We start from the raw sequence: 24,925 nt of genomic DNA, 5'->3' as shown, positions 1-24,925 counted from the left end.
CGGGTCATGGCCAGGTCAGCGCCAGCCGAGCGCCGGTGCGACGTGGGTGAGGACGTTCTCCAGGACGTGACTGTTGTAGTCGACGCCGAGCTGGTTCGGCACGGTCAGCAGCAGCGTGTCGGCCTCGGCGATCGCCTCGTCCCCGGCCAGCTGCTCGATCAGGGCGTCGGGCTCGGCGGCGTACGTGCGGCCGAAGATCGCCCGGGTGTCGGCGTCGAGGTAGCCGATGCTGTCGCCGCTGTCGCCGTCGCGGCCGAAGTAGGCGCGGTCGCGGTCGTCGGTCAGCGCGAAGATGCTGCGCGAGACGGAGACGCGGGGCTCGCGCTCCCAGCCAGCCTCGGCCCATGCCTTGCGGAAGGCGCGGATCTGCGCCGCCTGCTGCACGTGGAAGGGCGCGCCGCCCTCGTCGTCCTTCACGGTCGAGCTCATGAGGTTCATGCCGAGCCCGGCGGCCCAGGCGGCGGTGGCGTTGGAGCCCGCGCCCCACCAGACGCGCTCGCGCAGGCCCTCGGAGTACGGCTCGATGCGCAGCGGTCCCGGCGGGTTGGCGAACATCGGGCGCGGGTTCGGCTCGGCGAAGCCCTTGCCCTGGAGCACCATCAGCAGCACCTCGGTGTGCTTGCGGGCCATGTCGGCGTCGGTCTCGCCCTCGCCCGGCGCGTATCCGAAGTACCGCCACCCGTCGATGACCTGCTCCGGTGACCCGCGGCTGACGCCGAGCTGGAGCCGGCCGCCGGAGATGAGGTCGGCGGCGCCGGCGTCCTCGGCCATGTACATGGGGTTCTCGTAGCGCATGTCGATCACGCCGGTGCCGATCTCGATGCGCGAGGTCTTCGCGCCGATCGCGGAGAGCAGCGGGAAGGGCGAGCCCAGTTGCCGGGCGAAGTGGTGCACCCGGAAGTGGGCCCCGTCGGCGCCCAGCTCCTCGGCGGCCACGGCGAGATCGATGGACTGCAGCAGGGCGTCCGAGGCGCTGCGGGTCTTCGAGTGCGGGCTGTCGGCCCAGTGGCCGAAGGAGAGGAATCCGATGCGTTTCATACCGCCGTGAACAGCGGACCGAACTAATTGATTCCTCAACTATCACCCGTCCGCGTCCCGTCGCCACGGCCGCTCGGGAACGGCGGTGCGGGCACGGGGTTGCCGGTGGCGCCGTCGGAGCGGACGTGCCCCTCCTCCGGGCGCTCGGCCACCTCGGCGGCCGGGGCGGCCCGCACCCGGCGCCGCCGCGGCTCGGACAGCTTCGCCCGGGGCACGCCGCGCTTGACCCCGACCAGAACGTCCGGCCCGCGAACCGCCCAACCCTCGGCCCCTCGACCCGACGGCCGCCCGAGCCCCGGCCCCTCGCCCCCCAGGCTCCTCAGCCCGACGACCGCTCGACCCCCCGGCCGCTCGACCCCCGGCTGACCGGCCCGTCAGCCGCTCGGCTGCTCGGCTGCTCGGCCGCTCGGCCGCTCGGCCGACGGCCCCTTACCTCAGCCACTCGACCCGACGGCCGCCCAAGCCCCGGCCACTCGGCCCGACGACCGCCCGGCCTCAGCCGTTCAGCCCGACGGCCGCCCAAGCCCCGACCTCTCGACCCGACGGCCGCTCGACCCCCCGGCCGCTCGACCTCCGCTGACCGGCCCGTCAGGCGCTCGGCTGCTCGACCGCTCGGCCGACGGCCCCTTACCTCAGCCACTCGACCCGACGGCCGCCCAAGCCCCGGCCACTCGACCCGACGACCGCTCGGCCTCAGCCGTTCAGCCCGACGGCCGCCCAAGCCCCGGCCGCTCACCCCTCGGAGACTTCCGCGCCTCAGCGCAGCTTCCGCGCCACCTCGGTCGCCCAGTACGTGAGGATGTTCCGCGCCCCGGCCCGCTTGATGCCCGTCAGGGTCTCGAAGATGGCCCGGTCCCGGTCGATCCAGCCCTTCTCGGCCGCGGCCTCGATCATCGAGTACTCGCCGGAGATCTGGTACGCGGCGACCGGCACGTCCACCGCGTCCGCGACCCGCGCGAGGATGTCGAGGTACGGCCCGGCCGGCTTGACCATGACCATGTCCGCGCCCTCGGCGAGGTCCAGCTCCAGCTCCCGCAGGGACTCGCGCCAGTTGGCCGGGTCCTGCTGGTACGTCTGGCGGTCGCCCTGGAGCGAGGAGGCGACGGCCTCGCGGAAGGGGCCGTAGAAGGCGGAGGAGTACTTCGCCGTGTAGGCGAGGATCGCCACGTCCTCGCGGCCGATCTGGTCCAGCGCGTCGCGGATGACGCCGACCTGACCGTCCATCATCCCGCTGGGGCCGACGACGTGGGCGCCCGCGTCGGCCTGCACCTGGGCCATCTCGGCGTACCGCTCCAGGGTCGCGTCGTTGTCGACCCGGCCCTCGGCGTCCAGCACACCGCAGTGCCCGTGGTCGGTGAACTCGTCCAGGCACAGGTCGGACATGACGAGCAGGTCGTCGCCGACCTCGGCGCGTACGTCGCGCAGGGCGACCTGGAGGATGCCCTCGGGGTCGGTCCCCGCCGTGCCCTGGGCGTCCTTCTTGCCGTCCTCCGGCACGCCGAACAGCATGATCCCGGAGATTCCGGCCTCGACGGCCTCCAGCGCGGCCTTCTTCAGGCTGTCCCGGGTGTGCTGGACGACGCCGGGCATCGCGGCGATCGGCACGGGCTCGCCGACGCCCTCGCGGATGAACGCGGGGAGGATCAGGTCGGCGGGGTGCAGTCGCGTCTCGGCGACCATCCGCCGCATGACGGGCGAGGTGCGCAGCCGCCGGGGACGCGTACCGGGGAAAGATCCGTACTTCGTCATGTCTCCTACGCTACGCCCGCCCGCGCCCCTCCTTTACCGACGACCTGTCGGGCCGGCGGCCGGGCATTGAGGGCAAACCGGGACCCCGATACCGAGTCTTTGCGCCCCCCTGGTCATCTCTGGATGCGCACGCCTCCCCAGCGTTCTACGCGCGTGGTGTCATGCACCCGACACCCACCCGCCCCCCACTCCCGCATCCCACAAGGAGTCACGCAATGCTGCGGAAGGCCCTCACCCGCGCCGCCGTCGCCCTCGCCGCCGGCGCCGCCACCGTCGCCGTCGCCGCCGTCCCCGCGAACGCGGCCAGCTACTCGGCGTTCGCCTTCTCCCAGGCCGGCACCGGCCAGCCGACCATCTACGACTTCATCAACTCGGCCACCACCAAGCTCGACATGACGATGTACGAGCTGGAGGACACGACGGCGGTCAACGACCTCGTGGCCCTGGAGAACAAGGGCGTCACCGTCCGGGTCGTCCTGGACCAGGCGCACAAGACCGCCAACAGCTCGGCGTACACGACGCTGACGAACGCGGGCGTGGGCGTGGCGTGGTCCTCGACGGCCTACGTCTACACCCACCAGAAGACGATCACCGTGGACGGCGTCAAGTCCCTGGTGATGACCGGCAACCTGACTTCGCAGTACTACACGACCAGCCGCGACTACGGCGTCTTCACCGACGACACCCGCGATGTCGCCGCGATCGAGAAGGTCTTCGACGCCGACTACGCCGGCACCTCGGTCACCCCCACCGACGGCGACCACCTCCTGTGGTCCCCCAACGACTCCCGCAGCCGGCTGGTGTCCTTCATCAACGCCGCGACCAAGACGCTCGACGTACAGGAGCTGGAGTTCAGCGACAGCACGGTCGTCAACGCGATCGTGGCGCGCGCCAAGGCCGGCGTGAAGGTCCGCGTCGTACTGGAGAACCCCTCCAACTACGCCAGCCAGGTCTCGGCGATCAAGGCCGCGGGCGGCACGGTGGTCGGCTACTCCGACCCGAACGGCTTCTACATCCACGCCAAGGACATGGTCGCCGACTACGGCCTGTCCACCCAGGCGGTGGAGGCCGGCTCCATGAACATCAGCAGCAACTCCCTGAGCAACAACCGGGAGCTGGGCATCATCCTGACCGGTACGGGCGTGGCCCAGCCGGTGGCACAGACCATCGAGACGACGTTCAGCGGCGACTACGCGGGCGGCACGGCGGCGTAACGACCGCGGATACCGGCCGCGCTCGATCGGCCCGGGTGGGACGGCCAAGCCGCCCCGCTCGGGCCCGTACTTTGTCCAGGCCGTTTACATACGGTTTACGCAACCCTATCCTCCCAAGAGTGGGAGCGCTCCCACGGCACTTCGCACACGCACCTGTCATGCACAAGTCGATCTGCGAAAGGTCTCCTCCCCCCATGATCAGACGCAGCAGAACGGCGGCGCTGCTGGCCGCGGTCGCCGCCACGGTCTCCGCCCTCGGGCTGATCCTCCTCGGCTCGGGGACCGCGTCGGCCCACGGCGTCGCCATGTTCCCCGGCTCGCGCACCTACCTCTGCTACAAGGACGCCATCACCAGCACCGGCGCGGTCGACCCGACCAACCCGGCCTGTGCGGCGGCCATCGCGCAGAGCGGTTCGACCTCTCTCTACAACTGGTTCGCGGTGCTGGACTCCAACGCCGCCGGCCGGGGCGAGGGTTACGTCCCGGACGGCACCATCTGCAGCGCGGGCGACAAGTCGCCGTACGACTTCAGCGGCTACGACCTGGCCCGCGACGACTGGCCGAAGACACACCTGACCTCGGGCTCGACCATCCAGCTCCAGTACAGCAACTGGGCCCAGCACCCCGGCGAGTTCCGGGTCTACTTCACCAAGCAGGGCTGGTCGCCGACCACCCCGCTCGCCTGGTCGGACCTCCAGCTCGCCTCCACGGTCACCAACCCGCCCGCGTCCGGATCGCCCGGCACGGACGGCGGCCACTACTACTGGAACCAGGCGCTGCCCTCCGGCCGTTCGGGCGACGCGATGATGTTCATCCAGTGGGTGCGCTCGGACAGCAACGAGAACTTCTTCTCCTGCTCCGACATCGTCTTCGACGGCGGCAACGGCGAGGTCACCGGCATCCGCGGCAGCGACGGCACGACCCCGCCCCCGGACGGCGGCGGCACCACGCCTCCCCCGACCGGCAGCGGCTCCTGCATGGCCACGTACGCCGTGGCCAGCTCCTGGAGCGGCGGCTTCCAGGGCACGGTCACTGTCATGAACCACGGCACCGCGCCGATCAGCGGCTGGCACGTCGGCTGGACCCCCGGCAGCGGCACGACGATCAGCAGCGTGTGGAACGGCGTCCTGTCCACCGGCTCGGGCGGCTCGGTGACGGTCGCCAACGCCGACTACAACGGCACGATCCCGGCTGACGGTAGTACGACGTTCGGCTCCACCGCGACGTCGTCGTCCGGCGACAACCTCCCGTCCGGCACCCTCAGCTGCACGACCCCGTAAGGCACTTCGGCCTGTGGGCGCCCCCACGGACGCCCACAGGCCCCGGACGGCGTCCGCTCACCCCGGCATCGGCGGAACCCAGTGGTCCATCACCCGGCGCAGCCGTCGGCGGTGGTCGGCGATCCAGTCGTCCGGCGGGACGACCGGGACGCACACGGTGACCATGGACCCGGACTCGTCCTCCACCACCACCTCCGGGCACCCGCGCTCACCGTCGAGCCGGACGAACAGGGACGGCCCCCTGCTCATCTCCATCCAGGCCGCGTCCTGCCCGGCGTCGAGCCGGTCCAGCACCTCGCCCCAGCACTCCAGCCGCGAGACGTACAACCCGAGGCCGAGACGGCCGGACACGAACGGCGTCCTGACGACGATCTCGGCGTCGAGCCCGGCGGTCCACCGGGGGCTGCGCCCCAGCACGTCGGCCCTGACACTGTTCCCCTCGTCATCGGCGAGGTGGATCAGTTCCCTCGGCGGACCGTCGCCCATGGCTGCCCCTTCGTCGGCGCGTCATGAGCGATCCTCGCCCGTCCGCGGGGCGGCTTCCACCAGGTTTCCGCCGCCCCGCGCCGACCGGCCGGCGGTGGGCCCGAGCGGAGCGAACGCGCACTCCGCCCACACCGTCTTGCACGGGACCGGGCCCAGGCGGACGCCCCAGCGGTCGGACAGGTTCTCGACCAGGAGGAGGCCGTGACCGGACTCGGACGGGACGGCGGGGGCGGACGCGCGCAGGGGGAGGGCCTCGGCGCGGGTGTCCGTGACTTCGACGCGCAGGAGGCCCGCGACAGGCACCGTCAGGGTCAGGCGGAAGAGGCGGCCCGGGACCCTGCCGTGCAGCACCGCGTTCGTCGCGAGTTCCGCCACGATCAGGCGGGCCGGGTCCAACGGGACGCCCCACGACTCCAGTTGCTCGGCCGCGAGGAGCCGGGCCAGGCGGGCGCCGCGGCGGGTGGCCGACAGCGGCACGGAGAACTGGTGCGGTGGTGTCCGCGCCATCACGGTCTGCTGACTTCGCTGATTCACATCACGCAGCGTGTCCGTACCTGCGTAGTCTGTGAACATCCGTGGCCCGTGCGACCAGTGCCTGTCCGTGAGCCGTCCGGTTCCGTCCGGCCTGTACGGCGTGACCGGGCACGGGCATCCACGGTTGGGCCCGAGAGGGAGCGACGGGAGGGCGGCAGATGTGAGCGACTGGGACGCGGAGCTGGAGGACGAGGAGGCCGGGGCCGTGATGCGCACGGTCGCCCGGCAGCTGAAGCTGTGGCGCGAGGCGGCGGGCCTCACCCAGCCCGAGTTCGGAGCGTTGATCGGGTACGGGGAGGAACTCGTCTCCTCCGTGGAGCGCAGGCGGCGCATCCCCCGGCCCGAGTATCTCGACGCGGCGGACGAGGCGTTGGGGGCCGACGGCAGGATCTCCGCGATGAAGACCGACCTGGAGGAGGTCCGCTATCCGAAGAAGGTACGGGACGTAAAGCGCCTGGAAGCCGAGTCGGTGGAGATCTGCTCCTACAACAACTCGATTGTGGATGGCCTGCTTCAGACCCGGGAGTACGCACGAGCCGTCATCGGCGCTCGGCGACCGCCGTTCACCGTGGAAGAGTTGGAACGGCAGGTGGACGCACGACTGGCTCGCCAGGAGATCATCAACCCCGCAACAGCCGAGCCACTCTTCAGCTTTGTGCTGTGCGAGTCGACGCTGCGGCGGCTGATCGGGGGCAAGATGGTGATGCGCGGGCAACTCGAACGGATGTTGGAGGTGGCCCGGTTACCCAACGTCGACCTGCAAATCCTCCCTCTCGGCAGCGAGGAAAACTCGGGCCTCGACGGCCCCTTCCGACTGCTCAAGCTCAAGGACGGGGCGACCGTGGCACTGAGTGAAGCCGCATTCATCAGCCGTGCGTTCAGCAGCCCGAAAGAGACCACCCTCGGCGACATGCGCTATGGGATCATCCGAGCCCAGGCTCTCACGCCAAGGGAGTCACTGGCCCTTATCGACAAAGTACTTGGAGAGACATGAGCCCCAAGCTGAAGTGGATAAAGAGCAGCTACAGCTCGTCCGACGGCCCGTCCTGCGTCGAGGTGGCCACCATCCCGGACCACATCCTCGTCCGCGACTCCAAGAACCCCACCGGCCCCCGCCTCAGCCTCACCCCCACCACCTGGGCGAGCTTCCTGCCGTACGCGGCGAGGCACTGAGGGCGGAAAGCCGCCCGCCCACCCGTCGGCCAAGGGCTTCGGGGTGGGCGGGCCGGCATGGACCGCGAGGACCGTCAGGTCGTCGAACGACGCCTCCGCGCACCCGGCCGACGCTCGCTCGGGCGCGTCACCGGGTCCCCCGACTCCAGTGCCGCGTCGCGGCGCTTCGCGCCGAAGTCGGCCAGGGCTTCGGCGAGCTTCTGCACCGAGGGCTCCGGGGCCATGACGTCGACGCGGAGGCCGTGTTCCTCCGCCGTCTTGGCCGTCGCGGGGCCGATGCACGCGATCACCGTCACGTTGTGCGGCTTGCCCGCGATGCCGACCAGGTTGCGGACCGTGGAGGACGAGGTGAACAGGACCGCGTCGAAGCCGCCGCCCTTGATCGCCTCGCGGGTCTCGGCCGGCGGGGGCGAGGCGCGCACGGTGCGGTACGCCGTGACGTCGTCGACCTCCCAGCCCAGCTCGATCAGGCCGGCCACCAGCGTCTCCGTGGCGATGTCGGCGCGGGGCAGGAAGACGCGGTCGATCGGGTCGAAGACCGGGTCGTAGGGGGGCCAGTCCTCCAGGAGGCCCGCCGCCGACTGCTCACCCGACGGCACCAGGTCCGGCTTCACGCCGAAGGCGACCAGCGCGCGAGCCGTCTGCTCGCCCACCGCAGCCACCTTGATACCCGCAAAAGCCCGAGCGTCAAGGCCGTACTCCTCGAACTTCTCCCGGACGGCCTTCACCGCGTTGACCGAGGTGAAGGCGATCCACTCGTAGCGGCCGGTGACCAGGCCCTTGACCGCGCGCTCCATCTGCTGGGGCGTGCGCGGCGGCTCCACCGCGATGGTCGGGACCTCGTGCGGCACCGCGCCGTAGGACCGCAGCTGCTCGGAGAGGGAGGCCGACTGCTCCTTCGTCCGCGGCACGAGCACCTTCCAGCCGAACAGCGGCTTGGACTCGAACCACGACAGCTGGTCGCGCCGGGCGGCGGCGGAGCGCTCGCCGACCACGGCTATCACCGGGCGGCCGCCGTCCGGCGAGGGCAGCACCTTCGCCTGCTTCAGCGTCTGCGCGATGGTGCCGAGGGTGGCGGTCCAGGTGCGCTGGCGGGTCGTCGTGCCGGCGATGGTGACCGTCAGCGGGGTGTCCGGCTTGCGGCCGGCCGAGACCAGCTCGCCCGCCGCGGCGGCCACCGCGTCCAGGGTCGTGGAGACGACCACCGTGCCGTCGGAGGCGCCCACCTCGGTCCAGCAGCGGTCGGAGGCGGTACGGGCGTCCACGAACCGGACGTCCGCGCCGTCGGCGTCCCGCAGCGGCACACCGGCGTAGGCGGGGACACCGACCGCGGCCGCGACGCCGGGTACGACCTCGAAGGGCACCCCGGCGGCGGCGCAGGCGAGCATCTCCTCGGCGGCGTCCGTGTCGAGCCCGGGGTCACCGGACACCGCACGGACGACCCGCCTGCCGCCCCGCGCGGCCTCCATGACAAGATGAGCGGCATCCCGGGCAGGAGACGGGGCAGCGGCGGTGGCTGACGTGCCGTCAACCACCGTGAGCTGCGGCGTGCCCGGCGGCGACGTGGACAGGTCCCCGTCGGTGTGCACGACGGAGACGCCCTGCCGTGCGTGCGTCCGGATCACATCGAGCACGTCGGGCTCGGCGATCAGGACGTCCGCGTTCGACAGTGCCTCCACGGCGCGCAGAGTCAGCAGTCCCGGATCCCCGGGTCCGGCACCGAGGAAGGTGACGTGCCCGTGTTCCGGACCGGCGGCAGGAAGGGCGGTGGGGCTCAATGTGCTCGCTCCCCCATCAGACCGGCCGCGCCCTGGGCGAGCATCTCGGTGGCGAGGTCGCTACCGAGTGCCAGCGCACCCTCGTGCGTCTGGGGCACGGGACCGGTGGTGGACAACTGCACCATGCGGGTGCCGTCGGTGGTCCCGACGACGGCGCGCAGGCGCATTTCCTTGACAATCTGCCCGCCCCCCAACAAGTCGGCCAACGCACCCACGGGTGCGCTGCAACCGGCCTCCAGGGCGGCGAGCAGTGACCGTTCGGCGGTCACGGCGGCCCGTGTGAACGGGTCGTCGAGCTCGCCCAGCGCCGCGATCAGGTCCGCGCGCTGGGCCGCGCACTCGATCGCCAGGGCCCCCTGGCCGGGGGCGGGCAGAACCGTGTCGACCGACAGGAAGTCGGTCGCCTCCTCGATGCGGCCGAGCCGGTTGAGCCCGGCGGCGGCCAGCACGACCGCGTCCAGCTCGCCGTCCCGGACGTACCGGATGCGGGTGTCCACGTTGCCGCGGATCGGGACCGTCTCTATGTCCAGGCCGTGCGCGCGGGCGTACGCGTTCAGCTGCGCCATGCGGCGCGGGGAGCCGGTGCCTATGCGGGCGCCGCGCGGCAGGTCGGTGAACTTCCGGTCGTCGCGCGCGACGATCACGTCCCGGGGGTCCTCGCGCACCGGCAGCGCGGCCAGGACCAGCTCCGCGGGCTGCTCGGTGGGGAGGTCCTTGAGCGAGTGGACGGCGAAGTCGACCTCGCCGCGCACCAGCGCGTCGCGCAGCGCCGTGACGAACACGCCGGTGCCGCCGATCTGCGCGAGGTGCTCGCGGGAGGTGTCGCCGTACGTCGTGATCTCGACCAGCTCGACCGGTCGCCCGGTCACCCGGCGCACGGCCTCCGCCACCTGCCCGGACTGGGCCATGGCGAGCTTGCTCCGCCTGGTCCCCAGTCGCAGTGCCTTGTCACTCATGCCGGTCGGTCCTTCGTTTCTGTGCTGTCCTCGGCCCGGGAGACGGAGGCGACCGTCTCGGCGTCGAGGTCGAACAGGGTGCGCAGCGCGTCCGCGTACCCGGCGCCGCCGGGTTCGGCCGCGAGCTGCTTGACCCGCACGGTCGGCGCGTGCAGCAGCTTGTCGACGACCCGGTGCACGGCTTGGCGGATCTCGCCGCGCTGGCGTTCGTCCAGCTCGGGCAGGCGGCCGTGCAGGCGCCCGATCTCGGCGGCGACGACGTCGGCGGCCATGGTGCGCAGCGCGACCACGGTCGGCGTGATGTGCGCCGCCCGCATGGCCGCCCCGAAGGCCGCGACCTCGTCGGAGACGATACGCCGGACCTGGTCCACGTCGGCCGCCATCGGCGCGTCCGCGGAGGCCTCGGCGAGCGACTCGATGTCCACCAGGCGCACCCCGGCCAGGCGGTGCACGGCCGCGTCGATGTCGCGGGGCATGGCCAGGTCGAGGAGGAAGACGGCGGGCGCGGGACGCTCGGCGACCGGCTCGGGGCGGCGCCGCTCGGGGATGCGGCCCACGGTGGCGGCGGTCGCGGCGAGCGCGGTGATCAGTTCGGCGTCCGCCTCGGGGGTACGGCCGACCGCCGGGCGCGTGTTGCCCCCCGCGGCCCACGTCGCGTGCTGCTCCAGCGTGGCCGCGTCCATCCCGGCCACGGCGGCCTCGCCCATGACGGAGAAGCCGGGCTGTGCGGCGGCCAGGTCGAGGGGGCAGTTCTCGTCGGCCGCGGGCTGCGGGGCCCCGGCCCGCACGGCCGCGAAACCGGCGTCGGCGACGAGCGGCTGCCCGGTGCGGCCCTCGACCGCCTGCGCGACCGACTCCGCCGTGAGCACCAGGCCCGTCGCCCCGGTACAGGAGACGACGACGTCGGCACGTGTCAGCTCGTCCGGCACGGCGTCCATCCGTACCGCACGGGCGGTCACCGCGTTGTCGTCGGCCGCCGCCAGGATCTCGGCGAGGCGCTCGGCCCGGTCGAAGGTCCGGTTGGCCACGACGATCTCGGCGACCCCGACCCGCGCGAGCGTGGCGGCGGCCAGCGAGGACATCGAGCCGGCGCCGATGACCAGCGCCTTCTTGCCCCGCGCCCAGGCGGGTACGGCGATGCCGGTGGCCAGCTGTTCGAGACCGAAGGTGACCAGGGACTGGCCCGCGCGGTCGATGCCGGTCTCGGAGTGGGCGCGCTTGCCGACCCGCAGGGCCTGCTGGAACAGGTCGTTCAGCAGCTTGCCGGCGGTGTGCAGCTCCTGGGCGCGGGCCAGCGAGTCCTTGATCTGGCCGAGGATCTGGCCCTCGCCGACGACCATCGAGTCCAGTCCGCAGGCCACCGAGAAGAGGTGGTGGACGGCCCGGTCCTCGTAGTGGACGTACAGGTAGGGGGTCAGTTCCTCCAGGCCGACGCCGCTGTGCTGGGCGAGCAGCGTGGACAGCTCGGCGACACCGGCGTGGAACTTGTCCACGTCGGCGTACAGCTCGATGCGGTTGCAGGTGGCGAGCACCGACGCCTCGGTGGCGGGCTCGGCGGCGACCGTGTCCTGGAGCAGCTTGCTCTGGGCGTCCACGCTCAGCGCCGCCCGCTCCAGCACGCTGACCGGGGCACTGCGGTGGCTCAGTCCGACGACGAGGAGGCTCATGCCGGCATCACGGCGGGTACGTCCCCGTCGGGCCCCTGGTCGGAGGAGTCGGTGGGCGGGGTGACCGCGGCGGTGGCCTTGGCGCCACCGGCCGCGGTCTCCTCGCCGGACTTGCGCTGCTCGTGGAAGGCGAGGATCTGGAGTTCGATCGACAGGTCGACCTTGCGCACGTCGACGCCGTCCGGCACCGCGAGGACGGTCGGCGCGAAGTTCAGGATGGAGGTGACCCCGGCGGCCACGAGCCGGTCGCAGACCTGCTGCGCGGCGCCGGCGGGGGTGGCGATGACGCCGATGGAGACCCGGTCGCCCTTGATGATCTTCTCGAGGTCGTCGGTGTGCTGCACGGGGATGCCCGCGACCGGCTTTCCGGTCAGCCCCGGGTCGGCGTCTATCAGCGCGGCGACGCGGAAGCCGCGGGAGGCGAAACCGCCGTAGTTGGCGAGGGCGGCGCCGAGGTTACCGATGCCGACGATGACAACCGGCCAGTCCTGGGTGAGGCCGAGTTCGCGGGAGATCTGGTAGACGAGATACTCCACGTCGTAGCCGACACCGCGCGTTCCGTAGGAGCCCAGGTAAGAGAAGTCCTTGCGCAGCTTGGCGGAGTTGACTCCCGCGGCCGCGGCCAGCTCCTCGGACGAGACCGTGGGTACCGAGCGCTCGGACAGCGCGGTCAGGGCTCGGAGGTACAGCGGAAGCCTGGCGACGGTGGCCTCGGGAATCCCTCGGCTGCGGGTCGCCGGTCGGTGTGATCGGCCAGTTGCCACGGTGCTCCTGCGGGTAGAGCGGGGCTGCGGGCGGTCATACGTCCCCAGACCGCCCCGTCGAATGCAGGCTATGTCTTTGTGAACGCGTGCACAAAGATTGTGTCCGATTTGCCCGGCAGAAGTGACCGGGGTCACGCACCTTTCGCGCCGGTGGCGGGAACCGGAGCGCACCCACCCGCGCACCTTCGTTACTGGGGGCAAAACCGCACACGCTCCTCACGAATCCCGCCCCCGAGACCAAACCGCCCGTAGATCCTAGGCGAACTTTGGGGATCAGCTGGACTACTCGGTCAGTGCGCGACGAAGCCGGTCGGCGTTCACGCGCCAGAAGGTGTGCTGTTCACCGTCGACGAGGACGACGGGGATCTGCTCCCAGTAGCGGTCGTACAGCTCCTTGTCCTCGCTGATGTCCTTCTGGTCCCAGGGGACCCCGAGTTCCCCGCAGACCTTCTCGATCACGGCCTGCGCGTCGTCGCACAGGTGACAGCCCGGCTTGCGGATCAGCGTGACCAGCCGCTCGCCGGGCTCGGCCTTCTCGCTCTTGCGTCGGAAGAGTGCACTCATACCGGCCATTCTCGCGCGCCGCTCCGCGCAACCGGTTTAACCCTCGCCTCACCCAGAGTTCACGGGCTTCGAACCTCTCGGCTCCGGAAGCACCGGACGGACTGGCTATGCTCACGGCATGGCCGCTCTCGGATGGCTCACTCCCCGTAGGCGCTCCGCCACGGCGCGGAGCGTGTTGGCAGGCGAGGCCTCGGCGGAGGCCGCACGCAAGTCCTCGGAGGAGACGCAGGAGACCGCGCGGGCCGACGCGGAACCGGACTTTCCGGTGATCGGCGACGTCCGCGCGGCCGCGTTCTTCGACCTCGACAACACCGTCATGCAGGGCGCCGCGATCTTCCACTTCGGGCGGGGCCTGTACAAGCGGAAGTTCTTCGAGACCCGCGACCTGGCCAGGTTCGCCTGGCAGCAGGCGTGGTTCCGGCTGGCCGGGGTCGAGGACCCCGAGCACATGCAGGACGCGCGCGACTCGGCGCTGTCCATCGTCAAGGGCCACCGCGTCGCCGAGCTCCAGACGATCGGCGAGGAGATCTACGACGAGTACATGGCCGACCGGATCTGGCCGGGCACCCGGGCCCTCGCGCAGGCACACCTCGACGCGGGGCAGAAGGTGTGGCTGGTCACGGCGGCGCCGGTGGAGATCGCGACGGTGATCGCGCGCCGGCTGGGCCTGACCGGGGCGCTCGGGACGGTCGCGGAGTCGGTGGACGGCGTCTACACCGGCCGGCTGGTGGGCGAACCGCTGCACGGGCCCGCGAAGGCGGAGGCGGTGCGCGCGCTGGCCTCGGCGGAGGGCCTGGACCTCGCCCGCTGCGCCGCCTACAGCGACAGCCACAACGACATCCCGATGCTGTCCCTCGTCGGCCACCCCTACGCCATCAACCCGGACGCGAAGCTGCGCAGGCACGCGCGGGAGAAGGACTGGCGGCTCCGGGACTACCGCACGGGGCGCAAGGCGGCGAAGGTGGGCATCCCGGCGGCGGCGGGCGTCGGCGCGGTCGCCGGCGGCACCGCGGCGGCGATCGCTTTGAGTCGCCGGCGCCGATAAGTATCGGTCGGCCGGGTGCGGACCACCGCCCCAGGGCTCGGGCCGCCCCCAGGACGCGAACCGTCGTGACTGGTCACGCGGTTCCCCGCGCCCCTGCCACGCGCTTCGGCTCGCGCCCGGATTATGCCGCGGCCATTTCAACTCGTCCTGGAGTTCACCGAAACACGCCCTTTTTCGGTCAAGAAATGATCAGGATGCGGAACGAGACAGGGCAACAATCGGTTACAGATGCGACGCAATCGGTGATTTGAGCAACTGGGTGTAGCAGCGCCTGCACGAAGCGTTATTCTCCTCAGACGCAAACCGGTACCCCTCCGTCGCCACGACGGGTGAACGGTTCCGCACTGCACGTGATGAAAGCTCTGCCTCTGGGAGTCCCGTGTACCCACACGTCGGGGTTGACGCCTCGGGCCTGGCTACGCTGCGCGCATCTGTCGCAACGGTCAAAGAGACGCTGCGCGGCCTCGTCCCCACCGCGCTCGCCGTCCCCGCCTTCGCCACCGCCGTACCCACGGGCCCGTGCTACGCACTGGCCGACGGCGGCGCCGCCGTCGCCAGACGTGGGCGCCCCGCCGGGGCGAGCGGCGCCACCACCACCCGCCGGCCGGCCGCCGACAGCGACAGCGCCCGGATGATGGACCTGGTCGAGCGCGCCCAGGCGGGCGAGGCCGAGGCGTTCGGCCGGCTGTACGACCAGTACAGCGACACCGTCTACCGGTACATCTACTACCGCGTCGGGGGCCGCGCGACCGCCGAGGACCTGACGAGCGAGACCTTTCTGCGCGCCCTGCGCCGGATCGGCACCTTCACCTGGCAGGGTCGCGACTTCGGCGCCTGGCTGGTGACGATCGCCCGCAACCTCGTCGCCGACCACTTCAAGTCCAGCCGCTTCCGCCTGGAGGTCACCACCGGCGAGATGCTGGACGCCAACGAGGTCGAGCGCTCCCCGGAGGACTCCGTCCTGGAGTCCCTGTCGAACGCCGCGCTCCTGGACGCCGTACGACGCCTCAACCCGCAGCAGCAGGAGTGCGTGACGCTCCGCTTCCTGCAAGGGCTGTCGGTGGCGGAGACCGCCCGGGTCATGGGCAAGAACGAGGGTGCGATCAAGACCCTCCAGTACCGCGCCGTCCGCACGCTCGCCCGGCTGCTGCCGGACGACGCCCGCTGAAAGTACCCGTCCCCGCCCCACCACTCCGGGCGATCGCCAACTCGCCTTCTCTTGAGGCGCGTTGACTTTCAGGACGGATCATCCGGGGTCCGTAACCCAAGTGCCGCGCCAGTCGTTGAGCGGGATACAGGCTCCCTGTGGTCACGTCCCTGCCGCCCCATCGCTCGATCGGGTGGAAGCGGTCGGGATGTGCAACCCTCAGGACCCCCTGGGGAGTCGACCGTCATGACGAGAGGAGGTGCCGCCAGTGATCGCGAACGTATCGGCGCACCGGCGGGCGAACGCCTTCGCCCAGGCCCTGGAGGAGCAGTCCGACCGGGACACGGCGGCCGAGCAGTCCGACGAACCGGCGGGTTCCCCGCCGACCACCGAGGAACTGACCGAGCAGGGCCGGCTGCTGGCCCTCGCGGACGGCCTCGGCGCGCTGCCCCGGCCGCAGCTCGACCCCGACGTCAAGGTCGTCCAGCGCGCACAGCTGGTGGCCGCGATGGAGGCCATGCTCCAGGAGGGGACCGGGGCGGCGGACACGACCGTACCGGAGCAGAGAAGGAGCGAAGCCTCTTCCCCGCAAGGTTGGTGGCGGGAGACGGGCGGGCGCAAGGGCAAGGGCGCACACCGGGCGAGCCCGCTGGGCAAGCTCCGGCCGCGGTCCAGGCTGACCAAGGGCCTCGCGGCCGGCGGGCTCAGCGTGGGCGTGGCCGCGGGGGCCTTCGGCGGGGTCGCCGCCGCCAGCTCCCACGCCCTGCCCGGCGACCAGCTGTACGGACTCAAACGCGGCATCGAGGACTTCAAGCTCAACTACCTCAGTGACGGCCAGGACCAGCGCGGCCAGGTCTACCTCGACCAGGCGTCCACCCGGCTCGGCGAGGCCCGTCGGCTGATGGAGCGCGGCCGCGGCGGCCACCTCGACCACGAGTCCATCGGCGAGATCCGCCGCACCCTCTCCGGGATGCAGCACGACGTCAGCGAGGGCCACCGGCTGCTGCACGCGGCCTATGAGGCCGACCCAGACCAACTGGGCCCGATCCAGGCGCTGTCCACGTTCTCCCGGTCCCACCGCGAGGCGTGGAGCGCGCTCAGCGACAAGCTTCCGGTGCAGCTCGGGGACGTCAAACAGCAGGTGTCGTCGGTGTTCGACGCCATAGACCAGGAGGTCGCCCCGCTCCAGTCCCTGCTGCCGCAGCAGCCCTCCCAGGGCGGCGACGGCACGCACCGGGGCACCGGCCCGGCGTCCCCCGGCACCCACCGGTCGACCCAGCCCAGCCACCGCACCCCGTCCGCCGGTCGCACCGGTACCGGCAACCCCACCGGCACGGCCACCGACAGCACGGGCGACGGACTGCTCGGCGGCAGCACCGGCGGTCTGCTGGACCCGCCGAGGTCCAGCGGCGACAGCAGTACCCCGTCCACCACCAAACCCCCGAGCACCGCCCCCGACGTCACCCTTCCCCCGCTCCTGCCGGGCCTCCTACCCGGCCTGGGGATCGACGACGACGAGGCGAACTAGGGCAGTACGACCGAGGGGGCGCCCCATCCCGCGTGGGCGCCCCCATCGTCGTACGACCGGTCGTCAGAAGCCGGTCAGAAGAAGACCGACCGCCGTTGGACCAGCAGCTTGTACAGCGTGTGCTGGATCTGCTCCCGCACCTGGTCCGTCAGGTTGAACATCAGCATCGGATCCTCGGCCGCCTCCGGCGGATAACCGTCCGTGGAAATCGGCTCACCGAACTGGATCGTCCACTTCGTCGGCAGCGGCACCGCACCGAGCGGCCCGAGCCAGGGAAACGTCGGCGTCAGCGGGAAGTACGGGATGCCCAGCACCCGCGCGAGCGTCTTCGCGTTGCCGATCATCGGATAGATCTCCTCCGCGCCGACGATCGAGCACGGAATGATCGGCACACCCTGCCGCATGGCCGTCGACACGAACCCGCCCCGCCCGAACCGCTGGAGCTTGTACCGCTCACTGAAGGGCTTCCCGATGCCCTTGAACCCCTCGGGCATCACCCCCACCAGCTCCCCCTGCTCCAGCAGCCGTTCCGCGTCCTCCGCGCACGCGAGGGTGTGCCCGAGCTTGCGCGCCAACTCGTTGACCACCGGCAGCACGAACACCAGGTCCGCCGCGAGCAGCCGCAGGTGCCGGTCGGCCGGATGGTGGTCGTGCACCGCGACCTGCATCATCAGCCCGTCCAGCGGCAGCGTCCCGGAGTGGTTGGCGACGATCAGCGCCCCGCCCTTGTCCGGGATATTCTCGACGCCCTTCACCTCGACCCGGAAGTACTTCTCGAACAGCGGCCGCAGCATCGACATCAGGACCTGGTCGGTCAGCTCCGCGTCGTACCCGAAGTCGTCGACCTCGTAGTCCCCGGTCAGCCGTCGCCGCAGGAACGCCAGCCCGGCCGCCACCCACCGCTCCAGGCCGCCCTCCTCACGGGGCGCGGGCCGCTCCACCGGCGTGTCGTCCTCGCCCACCGGCCCGTCCTCCCGCACCGGCAACCGCTGCACCTCACCCATCTCCCCGGACCCGGCGTCGCCGCGACCGCCGAGCCGGCCGCCCGCGCCCCGCCGTCTCCCGGCCCGCTGTGGGCCGCCACCGCTCCCGCTCCCCCGGGACCGGTCGTCGTCGAAGGGAATGACCTTGGCGTCCGCCATCGTTACCGCGCTCCTCGGTTGGCGCTAGTCGGCGCTGTGCGTCGTGGGCCGGCCGCCCCGCAGGGCCAGCGCGGCGATCCGGTCGACGGCTCCCGCGACGGCCTCCGGCGGCAGCAGCCCCGTGCCCTGGACGCGGGCGAAGTCCGCGAACGCCTCCGCCGTCGTGTAGCGGGGGGTGAACCCCAGCGTCTCGCGCATCTGGACGGTGTCCACGACCCGCCCGTGGGTGAGCAGCCGGAACTGCTCCGGTGAGAAGTCCGTCATACCCAGCGTACGGACCAGGGAGCCGGCCCAGGTCACCGCGGGCAGCAGCAGCGGCACCGTGGGCCGTCCGAGCCGCCGCGAGCACTGCGACAGCAGCAGCACCCCGTCCCCGGCGATGTTGAACGTCCCGCTGTTGAGGGTGCCCCGGCGCGGCTCGTGCGAGGCGAGCCGCAGCACCTCCACCACGTCGTCCTCGTGCACGAACTGCAACCGCGGGTCGTAGCCGAACACGGTCGGCAGCACCGGCAGCGCGAAGTACGAGGCGAGCGGGGTGTCCGCGGACGGCCCCAGGATGTTGGCGAACCGCAGCACGCACACGGCCACGTCGGGCCGCCGCCGCGCGAACCCCCGTACGTATCCCTCGACCTCGACGGTGTCCTTCGCGAACCCGCCGCTGGGCAGCGACTTGGCCGGGGTGGTCTCGGTGAACACGGCGGGATCGCGCGGCGCGGAGCCGTACACATTGGTGCTGGACTTGATCACCAGCCGTTGGACCGCCGGCGTCTTCTGGCAGGCGCCGAGCAGCTGCATGGTGCCGATGACGTTGGTCTCCTTGACCGTGGCCCGGCTGCCACCGCCCAGCGCGGTGCCCGTCACGTCGAGGTGTACGACGGTGTCGGCGCCGGTCTCGGCGAGGACGCGGGCCATGGTCGGCTGCCGGATGTCGACCTGGATGAAGTCGGCCGCGCCCAACTGGTGCGCGGGCGCCACCGCGTCCACCGCGATCACCCGCTCGACCTCCGGGTCCCGCTGGATCCGCCGTACGAACCGGCCGCCCAGTTGCCGGGCCGCCCCGGTGACGAGCACGACCTTGCCCAAGATCAGCGCCTTCCTTCCCGCGTGACTCCCGTTCCGCGTTCCCCGTGGAGGCCAACTTAGCGGGTGGACGTTGCACTGCGGTGACTGCCCGATGCGCGAGGTGACGGAAATTCCCCGGCCGGAGTCGGCCGGATGGCCCGGGACACGCCTGTGGCCCTCCATCATTGCCGATGGAGGGCCACAGGACACGCTCTCGCGGAGCGTCGCTCACGGTGCGCCCGCGCGGACGCGACCGTGCTTACTTCTTGTTGCGACGCTGAACGCGCGTGCGCTTGAGCAGCTTGCGGTGCTTCTTCTTGGCCATCCGCTTGCGCCGCTTCTTGATAACAGAGCCCACGACTACCCTCGCTCACTTCTCATCACTCGGTTGTTTGGGCGCCATGGGCCCACACGACCTACGAGGGGCTAGCCTACCCAACCGAGCGCCGAGGTCGTAATCGAGGGTCTCCGGGATCCCCCGGAGGGGGTCGTCAGGCCGTCTCCACCCCCACGTAGCTGTCGCGGAGGTACTCGTGGACCGCTTGCTCGGGGACGCGGAAGGACCGCCCCACCCGGATCGCGGGCAGATGACCGCTGTGCACCAGGCGGTACACGGTCATCTTCGACACTCGCATCACCGTGGCGACCTCCGCCACGGTCAGGAACTGGACCTCGTTCAGAGGCCTCTCGCCAGCTGCAGCCATCACACACCTGCACCTTCCGCACTCGACGGCCACCGGCTTCCCCTTCCGGTGACTCTTCGTCGCTGCGTGCTCACTCCCCAGACTAGGGGCGGGTGATGCGAGTGGGGAAGAGGTGCACCCATCGGCGGCCTACTGTGACAGACACGCGCGTTTGAGTACGTAGCGGGTGAGTGGCAGGTAGTGACTAGACCGGACTCCGTCGTCCAGGGGTACGACGACGGCGACGGTGCCCTCCGCCTCGCCGACGAACGGCGCCGGATCGTCGGCGTCGGCCGGACCGATCGCGTCGAACCCCAGCTGACCTGCGCCGCAGAGCCAGCCGTGATCACCGACGACCAGCTCGGGCAGCGGGCCGCCGGCGGCCGCGGCGGCCTCCAGCACGACCCGCACGGGCAGCGGTGAATGACAGTGCGCGCCAGGCTCACAACCGGGGCGCCCGGTGCCGGTTTCCCGCACCAACGCGACGCGTCGTACGTAGTCGATGCGGTGCGTGCGTAGACCGAACCGGGTCAATATGTCGACACAGCGACCCTGCGCGGGGGTGAGGACCTCACATCCCGCCGCCGAGACGGCGTCCGCGAGGGCGGCGTAGAAGCCCAGCAGCGGGCGCGGGTGGCCGGTCCCGAACAGCACGGGAGCGTGACGCTGCGCTGCCACCGCGAGTCTCCCCGCGAACGCGTCCAGCGCGGCGAGCGTCCGTGCCGGGTCGATCGCGTCCGGCCCCGAAAGGTACCGGGGATCGGCCGAGACACCACACCTGTCCGCCATCAGGCCGAGCAGCTCCGGCAGCCCCCAGGACCCTCGCGGGTCGATCCCGATCAGGGCGCGGGGATCGCGGGCCGCGAACTGACGGTACCTCCGCAGGCTCCGCTCCCGGGGGGTCTCGACGACCCCGGCCAGCCGGGCGGCGGACAGATAGGCCAACACGCTTGCGATGGTGGCGTACGGGATGACCGGGCAGGGGAGATACCCGGGTATTCCGCACGGTTGGCGTAACGGCCCCCTAGGGCAGCAGCCCCCGCAACGGGAACGCGGCCCGGCGGGTCGCCAGGACCGACTGGTCCAGGCGGTCCGCGGGGTCGTAACCACCTTCCCAGGAGGACCAGGAGACCGGCCAGCGGCCGTCCGTCATCCGCTGGGGGCCGAGTTGGCGGGTGCGGGCGTAGGCCTCCTGGCGCCAGCTCTCGGGGATCACCGTCTCCGGCGCGACGGGCCGCCCCGCGGCGATGGCCACGAGATGGGTCCAGGAACGGGGTACGACGTCCACCACCGCGTAACCGCCACCGCCGAGCGCGACCCACTTCCCGTCGGCGTACTCGTGCGCCAGCTCATGGCAGGCCATCTGCACCGCCCGCTGCGCGTCCAGCGAGACCGCGAGGTGTGCGAGCGGGTCCTCGAAGTGCGTGTCGGCCCCGTGCTGGGACACCAGCACCTGCGGCCGGAAATCCGCGAGCAGTTCCGGCACCACCGCGTGGAACGCCCGCACCCACCCCGCGTCTCCCGTCCCGGCCGGCAGCGGCAGGTTCACCGCCGCCCCCTCCCCCGCCCCGCCGCCGGTCTCCTGCGGCCACCCGGACTGCGGGAACAGCGTGCGGGGATGCTCGTGCACCGAGATCGTCAGCACGCGCGGGTCCTCCCAGAACGCGGCCTGCACCCCGTCCCCGTGGTGCACGTCCACATCCACGTACGCGACCCGCTCGGCCCCCAGTTCCAGCAGCCGCGCGATGGCGAGCGCCGCGTCGTTGTACACGCAGAACCCGGAGGCGGCCCCGGGCATCGCGTGGTGCAGCCCGCCGGTGAAGTTCACGGCGTGCAGCGCGTCCCCGCGCCACACCGACTCCGCCGCCGCCACCGACTGCCCGGCGATCAGCGCGGACACCTCGTGCATCCCGGCGAACGCGGGATCGTCCACCGTCCCGAGCCCGTACTCCCCGTCCGCCCCCGCCGGGTCCGCCGACGCCGCCTTCACCGCGTCGATGTAGTCCTCCCGGTGGACCAGCCGCAGCGTCGAATCCCCGGCCGGTTTCGCCGCGACGATCTCCAGCTCCTGGTCGACGCCCAGGGCACCGACCAGTTTCCGGGTCAGTGCCAGCCGTACCGGATCCATCGGATGGCCCGAGCCGAAGTCATAGCCCGTTACTGCCTCGTCCCACATCAGCTGTGCGCGGCCGCTCATGCCCGCCACCGTATCCGCCCGGACTCGTCGCGAACGACCTGGCGTACACGAGCGTCACCAGCACCAACACCATCGGCAGCAGCATCGCCCCGCGATAGCTCCATGCGTCGCCCACCGCCCCCACCAACGGCGATCCGACCAGGAATCCGACGTAATTGAAGACGTTCAGGCGCGCGACGGCCGCGTCCGAGGCCCCCGGGAACAGCCGCCCCGCCGCCGCGAAGGTCTGCGGCACCAGCACACACAGCCCCAGGCCCAGAAGCGTGAACCCGAGCATCCCCGGCCACGCCCCGGGCGCCGCGGCCACCACCGCGAATCCGCCGGCCGCCACCAGCGCCCCGAGCCGTACGACCGCCACCGCGCCGAAGCGCCGTACCCCGAAGTCCCCCAGGGCCCGCCCCACGAGCGTGGTCACCATGTACACGTTGTACGGCACCGTCGCCAGCTGCTCCGAGCTGCCCAGCACGTCCTTCAGGTACTTCGCGCTCCAGTTGGAGACCGTGGAGTCCCCGATGTAGGCGAAGGTCATCACCAGGCACAGCGGCAGCAGCAGCCGGAAGACCACGCCCCCGCCCTCGCTCCCCTCCGCCGCCCCCGTGTCCCCCTCGACGTACCACCGGCTGCCCACGAGCGTCGCCGGCAGCAGGACGGCCACCACCGGCAGGTACGAGACCCACAGCGCGAGCTGCCAGTGCGCCCCGGCCCACGCGAGCGACGCCCCGACGATGCCGCCCAGGCTGTAGGTGGCGTGGAAACCGAGCATGATGCTGCGCCCGTAGGCCCGTTGCAGGCTCACCCCGAGCATGTTCATGGAGGCGTCCAGCGCCCCCACCGACAGCCCGAAGACCCCGAGCGCCACGGCCACGGCGGCCAGCTGCCCCCGTCCGCCCGCACCGGCGCCCAGCAGCGCGAGCAGCACCAGCGGCTGGGACCAGCGCAGCAGCCGGCTGGGCCGTACCCGCTTGACCAACTGCTCGGTGACGACGCTGCCGACGCCCGCGAGGACCGGCACGGCGGCCAGGAAGACCGGCAGCAGCGCGTCGGAGATGCCGTACCGGTCCTGGATGGCGGGGATGCGCGTCACCAGCAGCGCGAAGGCGGCGCCCTGGGCGAAGAACGCGAACGCCAGCGAGGCCCTGCCGCGCCGCAGCACATCTGTCATGGCGGCGAGCGTAGGGCCCCGCACTACTTGTGGGTAGACACCGCCAAAGATGAATTTCCTTCAGCTTCCCGGGAGTTCCAGCAGGCGGTCGCCTCGCGCGCCGTGCCGTCCGCCGTCTCCGTCACCTCGGCGGCGAGCATCCTCGCCATGGGCTCGGCGGCCAGCGCGCCGCCGGCCACGAACGCGATCGCCATCGCGGCGACCAGGAAGACGGTGCCGAGCCAGACCATGGTGTCCACGGGCACGGTGTACGCGCCGACGACCCGGGCGACGCACTCGGCGAGCAGCGCCAGGCCCCAGACGGCGGAGAACGCCTTCTCCCGTTGCCGGAAGGCCGCGGACCGGGCCGAGGCGCCGGAGACGAGCCGCTGCCAGGCGGCCTCCTTCGCCGGGTCTCCCTTGACCAGGAAGGGCATCATCGCGGCGCTCATCATCGGTCGCCCGAGCCGGACCGAGAGCAGGATGCCGATGCCGAGGGTGCTGCTGACCGCGCCGTCCTTGGCGAGCATCAGCCGGGGGTCCCCGACGACGGAACTCACCAGCAGCGAGACGACGTTGACCGCCAGGACGAGCAGGGCCAGCGCGTCGGCCCGGCGCTCGCGCACCAGGCCCCGCACGGTCCGCGCCGCCGGCACCACGCTGCTCCAGGCGAGCGCCGCGAGAGTGCTCGCACCGAAGCCGTCCTTGAGCAGGTAGTACGTCCCGAGGGGCAGGGCCACGTCGAGGAGGAGCGGTCTGAGGTGGTCCAGCACGCCGGGATTCTGCTTCCGGTTCTTCCGCGTGCTCCGGCCCCGGGCCCCCGTGTTCTTCGTCATGCCCTCAGCGTCGCGGCCGGCGGGGGTCCCCCGGTAGAAACGATCGTCCGGACGACGGCATGACGGATGTCAGGCGCCGGGGGATGGCAGGGGTCACGCCACGGCCCGGAGCGGGCTCAGATCAGGGGTCGTACCAGCAGGTCGGGAAGCTCCCGCAGGGCGGCGAACAGCCGGGTCGCCCCGGTGAGGCGCTCGGCGGGGGTCATCGCGGTGAACCCGTACACGTCCATCCCGGCCGCCACGGCCGCCTGGACGCCCAGCGGCGAGTCCTCCACGACCGCGCACCGCTCGGGGGCGACGCCCATCCGCTCGGCCGCGTGCAGGAAGAGGTCGGGCGACGGCTTGCCCTTGCCGACGTCCTGGGAGCTGAAGATCCGCTCCTCCTCGAACCACCGGTCGAGGCCGGTGGTCCGGTGTCCCACCCTGATCCGCTCATGGCTTCCGGAGGAGGCCACGCAGTACGGGACCCCGTCCGCGGCCAGCTTCCCCAGTACCTCGGCCGCGCCCCGGACCGGCTTCAACTCCCGCTCGAACGCGGCGAAGACCCGTGCGTGGAAGACGTCGTCGAAGTCCTCCGGCAGCCGGCGCCCGGTGCGCTCCAGGACGAGATCGTGGATCCGGTGCATCGCCGAACCCATGTAGTCGCGCAGGGAGTCCTCGTACGACGTCGGGACGCCCAGCTCGGTCAGATGGGCCGCCAGGAGCCGGTTGGAGATCGGCTCGCTGTCGACCAGGACGCCGTCGTTGTCGAAGATGATCAGGTCATAGCGCATGGACCAACCCTAAGAGCAAACGCAGAAAACCCCCGCACCAGTGGTGCGGGGGTTTCCCCAAAAATTGTTCGGCGGCGTCCTACTCTCCCACAGGGTCCCCCCTGCAGTACCATCGGCGCTGAAAGGCTTAGCTTCCGGGTTCGGAATGTAACCGGGCGTTTCCCTAAC

General features: G+C 71.6%; 25 protein-coding genes and 1 rRNA gene. 7 read left to right on the top strand and 19 right to left on the bottom strand.

Features of this window, described 5'->3' with window-relative positions; translation table 11 throughout:
* Window positions 1-15 precede the first annotated feature (15 nt).
* Both QSK45_RS30475 and hemB read right to left on the bottom strand, forming a co-directional pair.
* Complete coding sequence (locus QSK45_RS30475; protein ID WP_285562114.1) at window positions 16-1,038, bottom strand: LLM class flavin-dependent oxidoreductase; 1,023 nt, start codon at window positions 1,036-1,038, stop codon at window positions 16-18.
* 756 nt (window positions 1,039-1,794) lie between these two features.
* Window positions 1,795-2,787, bottom strand: coding sequence for a porphobilinogen synthase (gene hemB / locus QSK45_RS30470; protein WP_285562113.1), 993 nt, complete (start codon window positions 2,785-2,787; stop codon window positions 1,795-1,797).
* 215 nt (window positions 2,788-3,002) lie between these two features.
* Here hemB and QSK45_RS30465 point away from each other — a divergent pair, with 215 nt between their 5' ends.
* Window positions 3,003-4,001: a phospholipase D-like domain-containing protein gene (locus QSK45_RS30465; RefSeq protein WP_285562112.1), complete on the top strand. Its 999-nt coding sequence runs from the start codon at window positions 3,003-3,005 to the stop codon at window positions 3,999-4,001.
* A gap of 194 nt (window positions 4,002-4,195) precedes the next feature.
* Window positions 4,196-5,281 carry a lytic polysaccharide monooxygenase auxiliary activity family 9 protein gene (locus QSK45_RS30460; protein ID WP_285562111.1) on the top strand — a complete coding sequence of 362 codons (1,086 nt, stop codon included), beginning with the start codon at window positions 4,196-4,198 and terminating at the stop codon, window positions 5,279-5,281.
* 57 nt (window positions 5,282-5,338) lie between these two features.
* Here the strand turns inward: QSK45_RS30460 and QSK45_RS30455 are convergent, their stop codons facing one another.
* Both QSK45_RS30455 and QSK45_RS30450 read right to left on the bottom strand, forming a co-directional pair.
* Window positions 5,339-5,767 (bottom strand): DUF5959 family protein, encoded by a 429-nt coding sequence (locus QSK45_RS30455; protein ID WP_285562110.1) that lies wholly within the window; start codon window positions 5,765-5,767, stop codon window positions 5,339-5,341.
* A gap of 21 nt (window positions 5,768-5,788) precedes the next feature.
* Window positions 5,789-6,274, bottom strand: coding sequence for an ATP-binding protein (locus QSK45_RS30450; RefSeq protein ID WP_285562262.1), 486 nt, complete (start codon window positions 6,272-6,274; stop codon window positions 5,789-5,791).
* A 187-nt stretch (window positions 6,275-6,461) separates the two neighbouring features.
* Between QSK45_RS30450 and QSK45_RS30445 the strand changes: the two genes are divergently transcribed.
* A complete protein-coding gene (locus QSK45_RS30445) occupies window positions 6,462-7,295 on the top strand; it encodes a DUF5753 domain-containing protein (RefSeq protein ID WP_285562109.1) in 834 nt (277 codons plus the stop codon).
* On the top strand, window positions 7,292-7,474 hold the full coding sequence (locus QSK45_RS30440; protein WP_285562108.1) for a DUF397 domain-containing protein: 183 nt from the start codon (window positions 7,292-7,294) through the stop codon (window positions 7,472-7,474). Before QSK45_RS30445 ends, QSK45_RS30440 begins: the two co-directional genes overlap by 4 nt.
* 74 nt (window positions 7,475-7,548) lie before the next feature.
* Here QSK45_RS30440 and QSK45_RS30435 read toward each other — a convergent pair whose 3' ends face one another.
* The 5 genes from QSK45_RS30435 to QSK45_RS30415 all read right to left on the bottom strand — a co-directional run bounded on the left by QSK45_RS30435 (window position 7,549) and on the right by QSK45_RS30415 (window position 13,212).
* Window positions 7,549-9,252 carry a bifunctional uroporphyrinogen-III C-methyltransferase/uroporphyrinogen-III synthase gene (locus QSK45_RS30435; RefSeq protein WP_285562107.1) on the bottom strand — a complete coding sequence of 568 codons (1,704 nt, stop codon included), beginning with the start codon at window positions 9,250-9,252 and terminating at the stop codon, window positions 7,549-7,551.
* Complete coding sequence (hemC, locus tag QSK45_RS30430; protein ID WP_285562106.1) at window positions 9,249-10,208, bottom strand: hydroxymethylbilane synthase; 960 nt, start codon at window positions 10,206-10,208, stop codon at window positions 9,249-9,251. Before hemC ends, QSK45_RS30435 begins: the two co-directional genes overlap by 4 nt.
* Window positions 10,205-11,875, bottom strand: a complete 1,671-nt coding sequence (locus QSK45_RS30425) for a glutamyl-tRNA reductase (RefSeq protein ID WP_285562105.1) — start codon at window positions 11,873-11,875, stop codon at window positions 10,205-10,207. Before QSK45_RS30425 ends, hemC begins: the two co-directional genes overlap by 4 nt.
* Complete coding sequence (locus tag QSK45_RS30420; RefSeq protein WP_285562104.1) at window positions 11,872-12,639, bottom strand: redox-sensing transcriptional repressor Rex; 768 nt, start codon at window positions 12,637-12,639, stop codon at window positions 11,872-11,874. The genes QSK45_RS30425 and QSK45_RS30420 overlap by 4 nt, the downstream gene beginning before the upstream one ends.
* 282 nt (window positions 12,640-12,921) lie before the next feature.
* Complete coding sequence (locus QSK45_RS30415) at window positions 12,922-13,212, bottom strand: glutaredoxin family protein (RefSeq protein ID WP_285562103.1); 291 nt, start codon at window positions 13,210-13,212, stop codon at window positions 12,922-12,924.
* 109 nt (window positions 13,213-13,321) lie between these two features.
* On the opposite strand from QSK45_RS30415, the gene QSK45_RS30410 reads away from it, so the two are divergent.
* The 3 genes from QSK45_RS30410 (at window position 13,322) to QSK45_RS30400 (ending at window position 16,923) form a co-directional block, all read left to right on the top strand.
* Entirely contained in the window at window positions 13,322-14,248 is a 927-nt protein-coding gene (locus tag QSK45_RS30410; protein ID WP_285562102.1) for an HAD family hydrolase, read from the top strand.
* Window positions 14,249-14,627: 379 nt separating this feature from the next.
* On the top strand, window positions 14,628-15,416 hold the full coding sequence (locus QSK45_RS30405) for an ECF subfamily RNA polymerase sigma factor, BldN family (protein ID WP_285562101.1): 789 nt from the start codon (window positions 14,628-14,630) through the stop codon (window positions 15,414-15,416).
* Window positions 15,417-15,663: 247 nt separating this feature from the next.
* On the top strand, window positions 15,664-16,923 hold the full coding sequence (locus tag QSK45_RS30400) for a DUF5667 domain-containing protein (protein WP_285562100.1): 1,260 nt from the start codon (window positions 15,664-15,666) through the stop codon (window positions 16,921-16,923).
* Between the two features lie 74 nt (window positions 16,924-16,997).
* Here the strand turns inward: QSK45_RS30400 and QSK45_RS30395 are convergent, their stop codons facing one another.
* The 10 genes from QSK45_RS30395 to rrf form a co-directional block, all read right to left on the bottom strand.
* Window positions 16,998-18,065: a lysophospholipid acyltransferase family protein gene (locus QSK45_RS30395; RefSeq protein ID WP_285562099.1), complete on the bottom strand. Its 1,068-nt coding sequence runs from the start codon at window positions 18,063-18,065 to the stop codon at window positions 16,998-17,000.
* 24 nt (window positions 18,066-18,089) lie between these two features.
* Complete coding sequence (locus tag QSK45_RS30390) at window positions 18,090-19,148, bottom strand: NAD-dependent epimerase/dehydratase family protein (protein WP_285562098.1); 1,059 nt, start codon at window positions 19,146-19,148, stop codon at window positions 18,090-18,092.
* A 238-nt stretch (window positions 19,149-19,386) separates the two neighbouring features.
* The gene (locus QSK45_RS30385; RefSeq protein WP_003948845.1) at window positions 19,387-19,485 is read right to left on the bottom strand and encodes a 30S ribosomal protein bS22; all 99 of its coding nucleotides are present in this window, start codon (window positions 19,483-19,485) and stop codon (window positions 19,387-19,389) included.
* 133 nt (window positions 19,486-19,618) lie between these two features.
* Window positions 19,619-19,831: a helix-turn-helix domain-containing protein gene (locus tag QSK45_RS30380; protein ID WP_046417307.1), complete on the bottom strand. Its 213-nt coding sequence runs from the start codon at window positions 19,829-19,831 to the stop codon at window positions 19,619-19,621.
* A gap of 129 nt (window positions 19,832-19,960) precedes the next feature.
* Window positions 19,961-20,758, bottom strand: a complete 798-nt coding sequence (locus QSK45_RS30375) for a phosphatase (RefSeq protein WP_395483505.1) — start codon at window positions 20,756-20,758, stop codon at window positions 19,961-19,963.
* A 76-nt stretch (window positions 20,759-20,834) separates the two neighbouring features.
* Window positions 20,835-22,007 carry an acetoin utilization protein AcuC gene (locus QSK45_RS30370; RefSeq protein WP_285562097.1) on the bottom strand — a complete coding sequence of 391 codons (1,173 nt, stop codon included), beginning with the start codon at window positions 22,005-22,007 and terminating at the stop codon, window positions 20,835-20,837.
* Entirely contained in the window at window positions 21,958-23,169 is a 1,212-nt protein-coding gene (locus QSK45_RS30365) for an MFS transporter (protein WP_285562096.1), read from the bottom strand. The genes QSK45_RS30370 and QSK45_RS30365 overlap by 50 nt, the downstream gene beginning before the upstream one ends.
* A gap of 23 nt (window positions 23,170-23,192) precedes the next feature.
* Window positions 23,193-23,984 carry a VC0807 family protein gene (locus QSK45_RS30360; RefSeq protein WP_285562095.1) on the bottom strand — a complete coding sequence of 264 codons (792 nt, stop codon included), beginning with the start codon at window positions 23,982-23,984 and terminating at the stop codon, window positions 23,193-23,195.
* Between the two features lie 116 nt (window positions 23,985-24,100).
* Window positions 24,101-24,757, bottom strand: a complete 657-nt coding sequence (locus QSK45_RS30355) for an HAD family hydrolase (protein ID WP_285562094.1) — start codon at window positions 24,755-24,757, stop codon at window positions 24,101-24,103.
* Between the two features lie 66 nt (window positions 24,758-24,823).
* Window positions 24,824-24,925 (bottom strand): 5S ribosomal RNA (gene rrf / locus QSK45_RS30350); the annotation flags it as partial.

Source organism: Streptomyces hygroscopicus subsp. hygroscopicus (assembly GCF_030269125.1).
GTDB classification, from domain to species: domain Bacteria; phylum Actinomycetota; class Actinomycetes; order Streptomycetales; family Streptomycetaceae; genus Streptomyces; species Streptomyces hygroscopicus_C.
The sequence above is the reverse complement of the archived record's forward strand: the minus strand, read 5'-3'. Positions and strand labels throughout refer to the sequence as shown.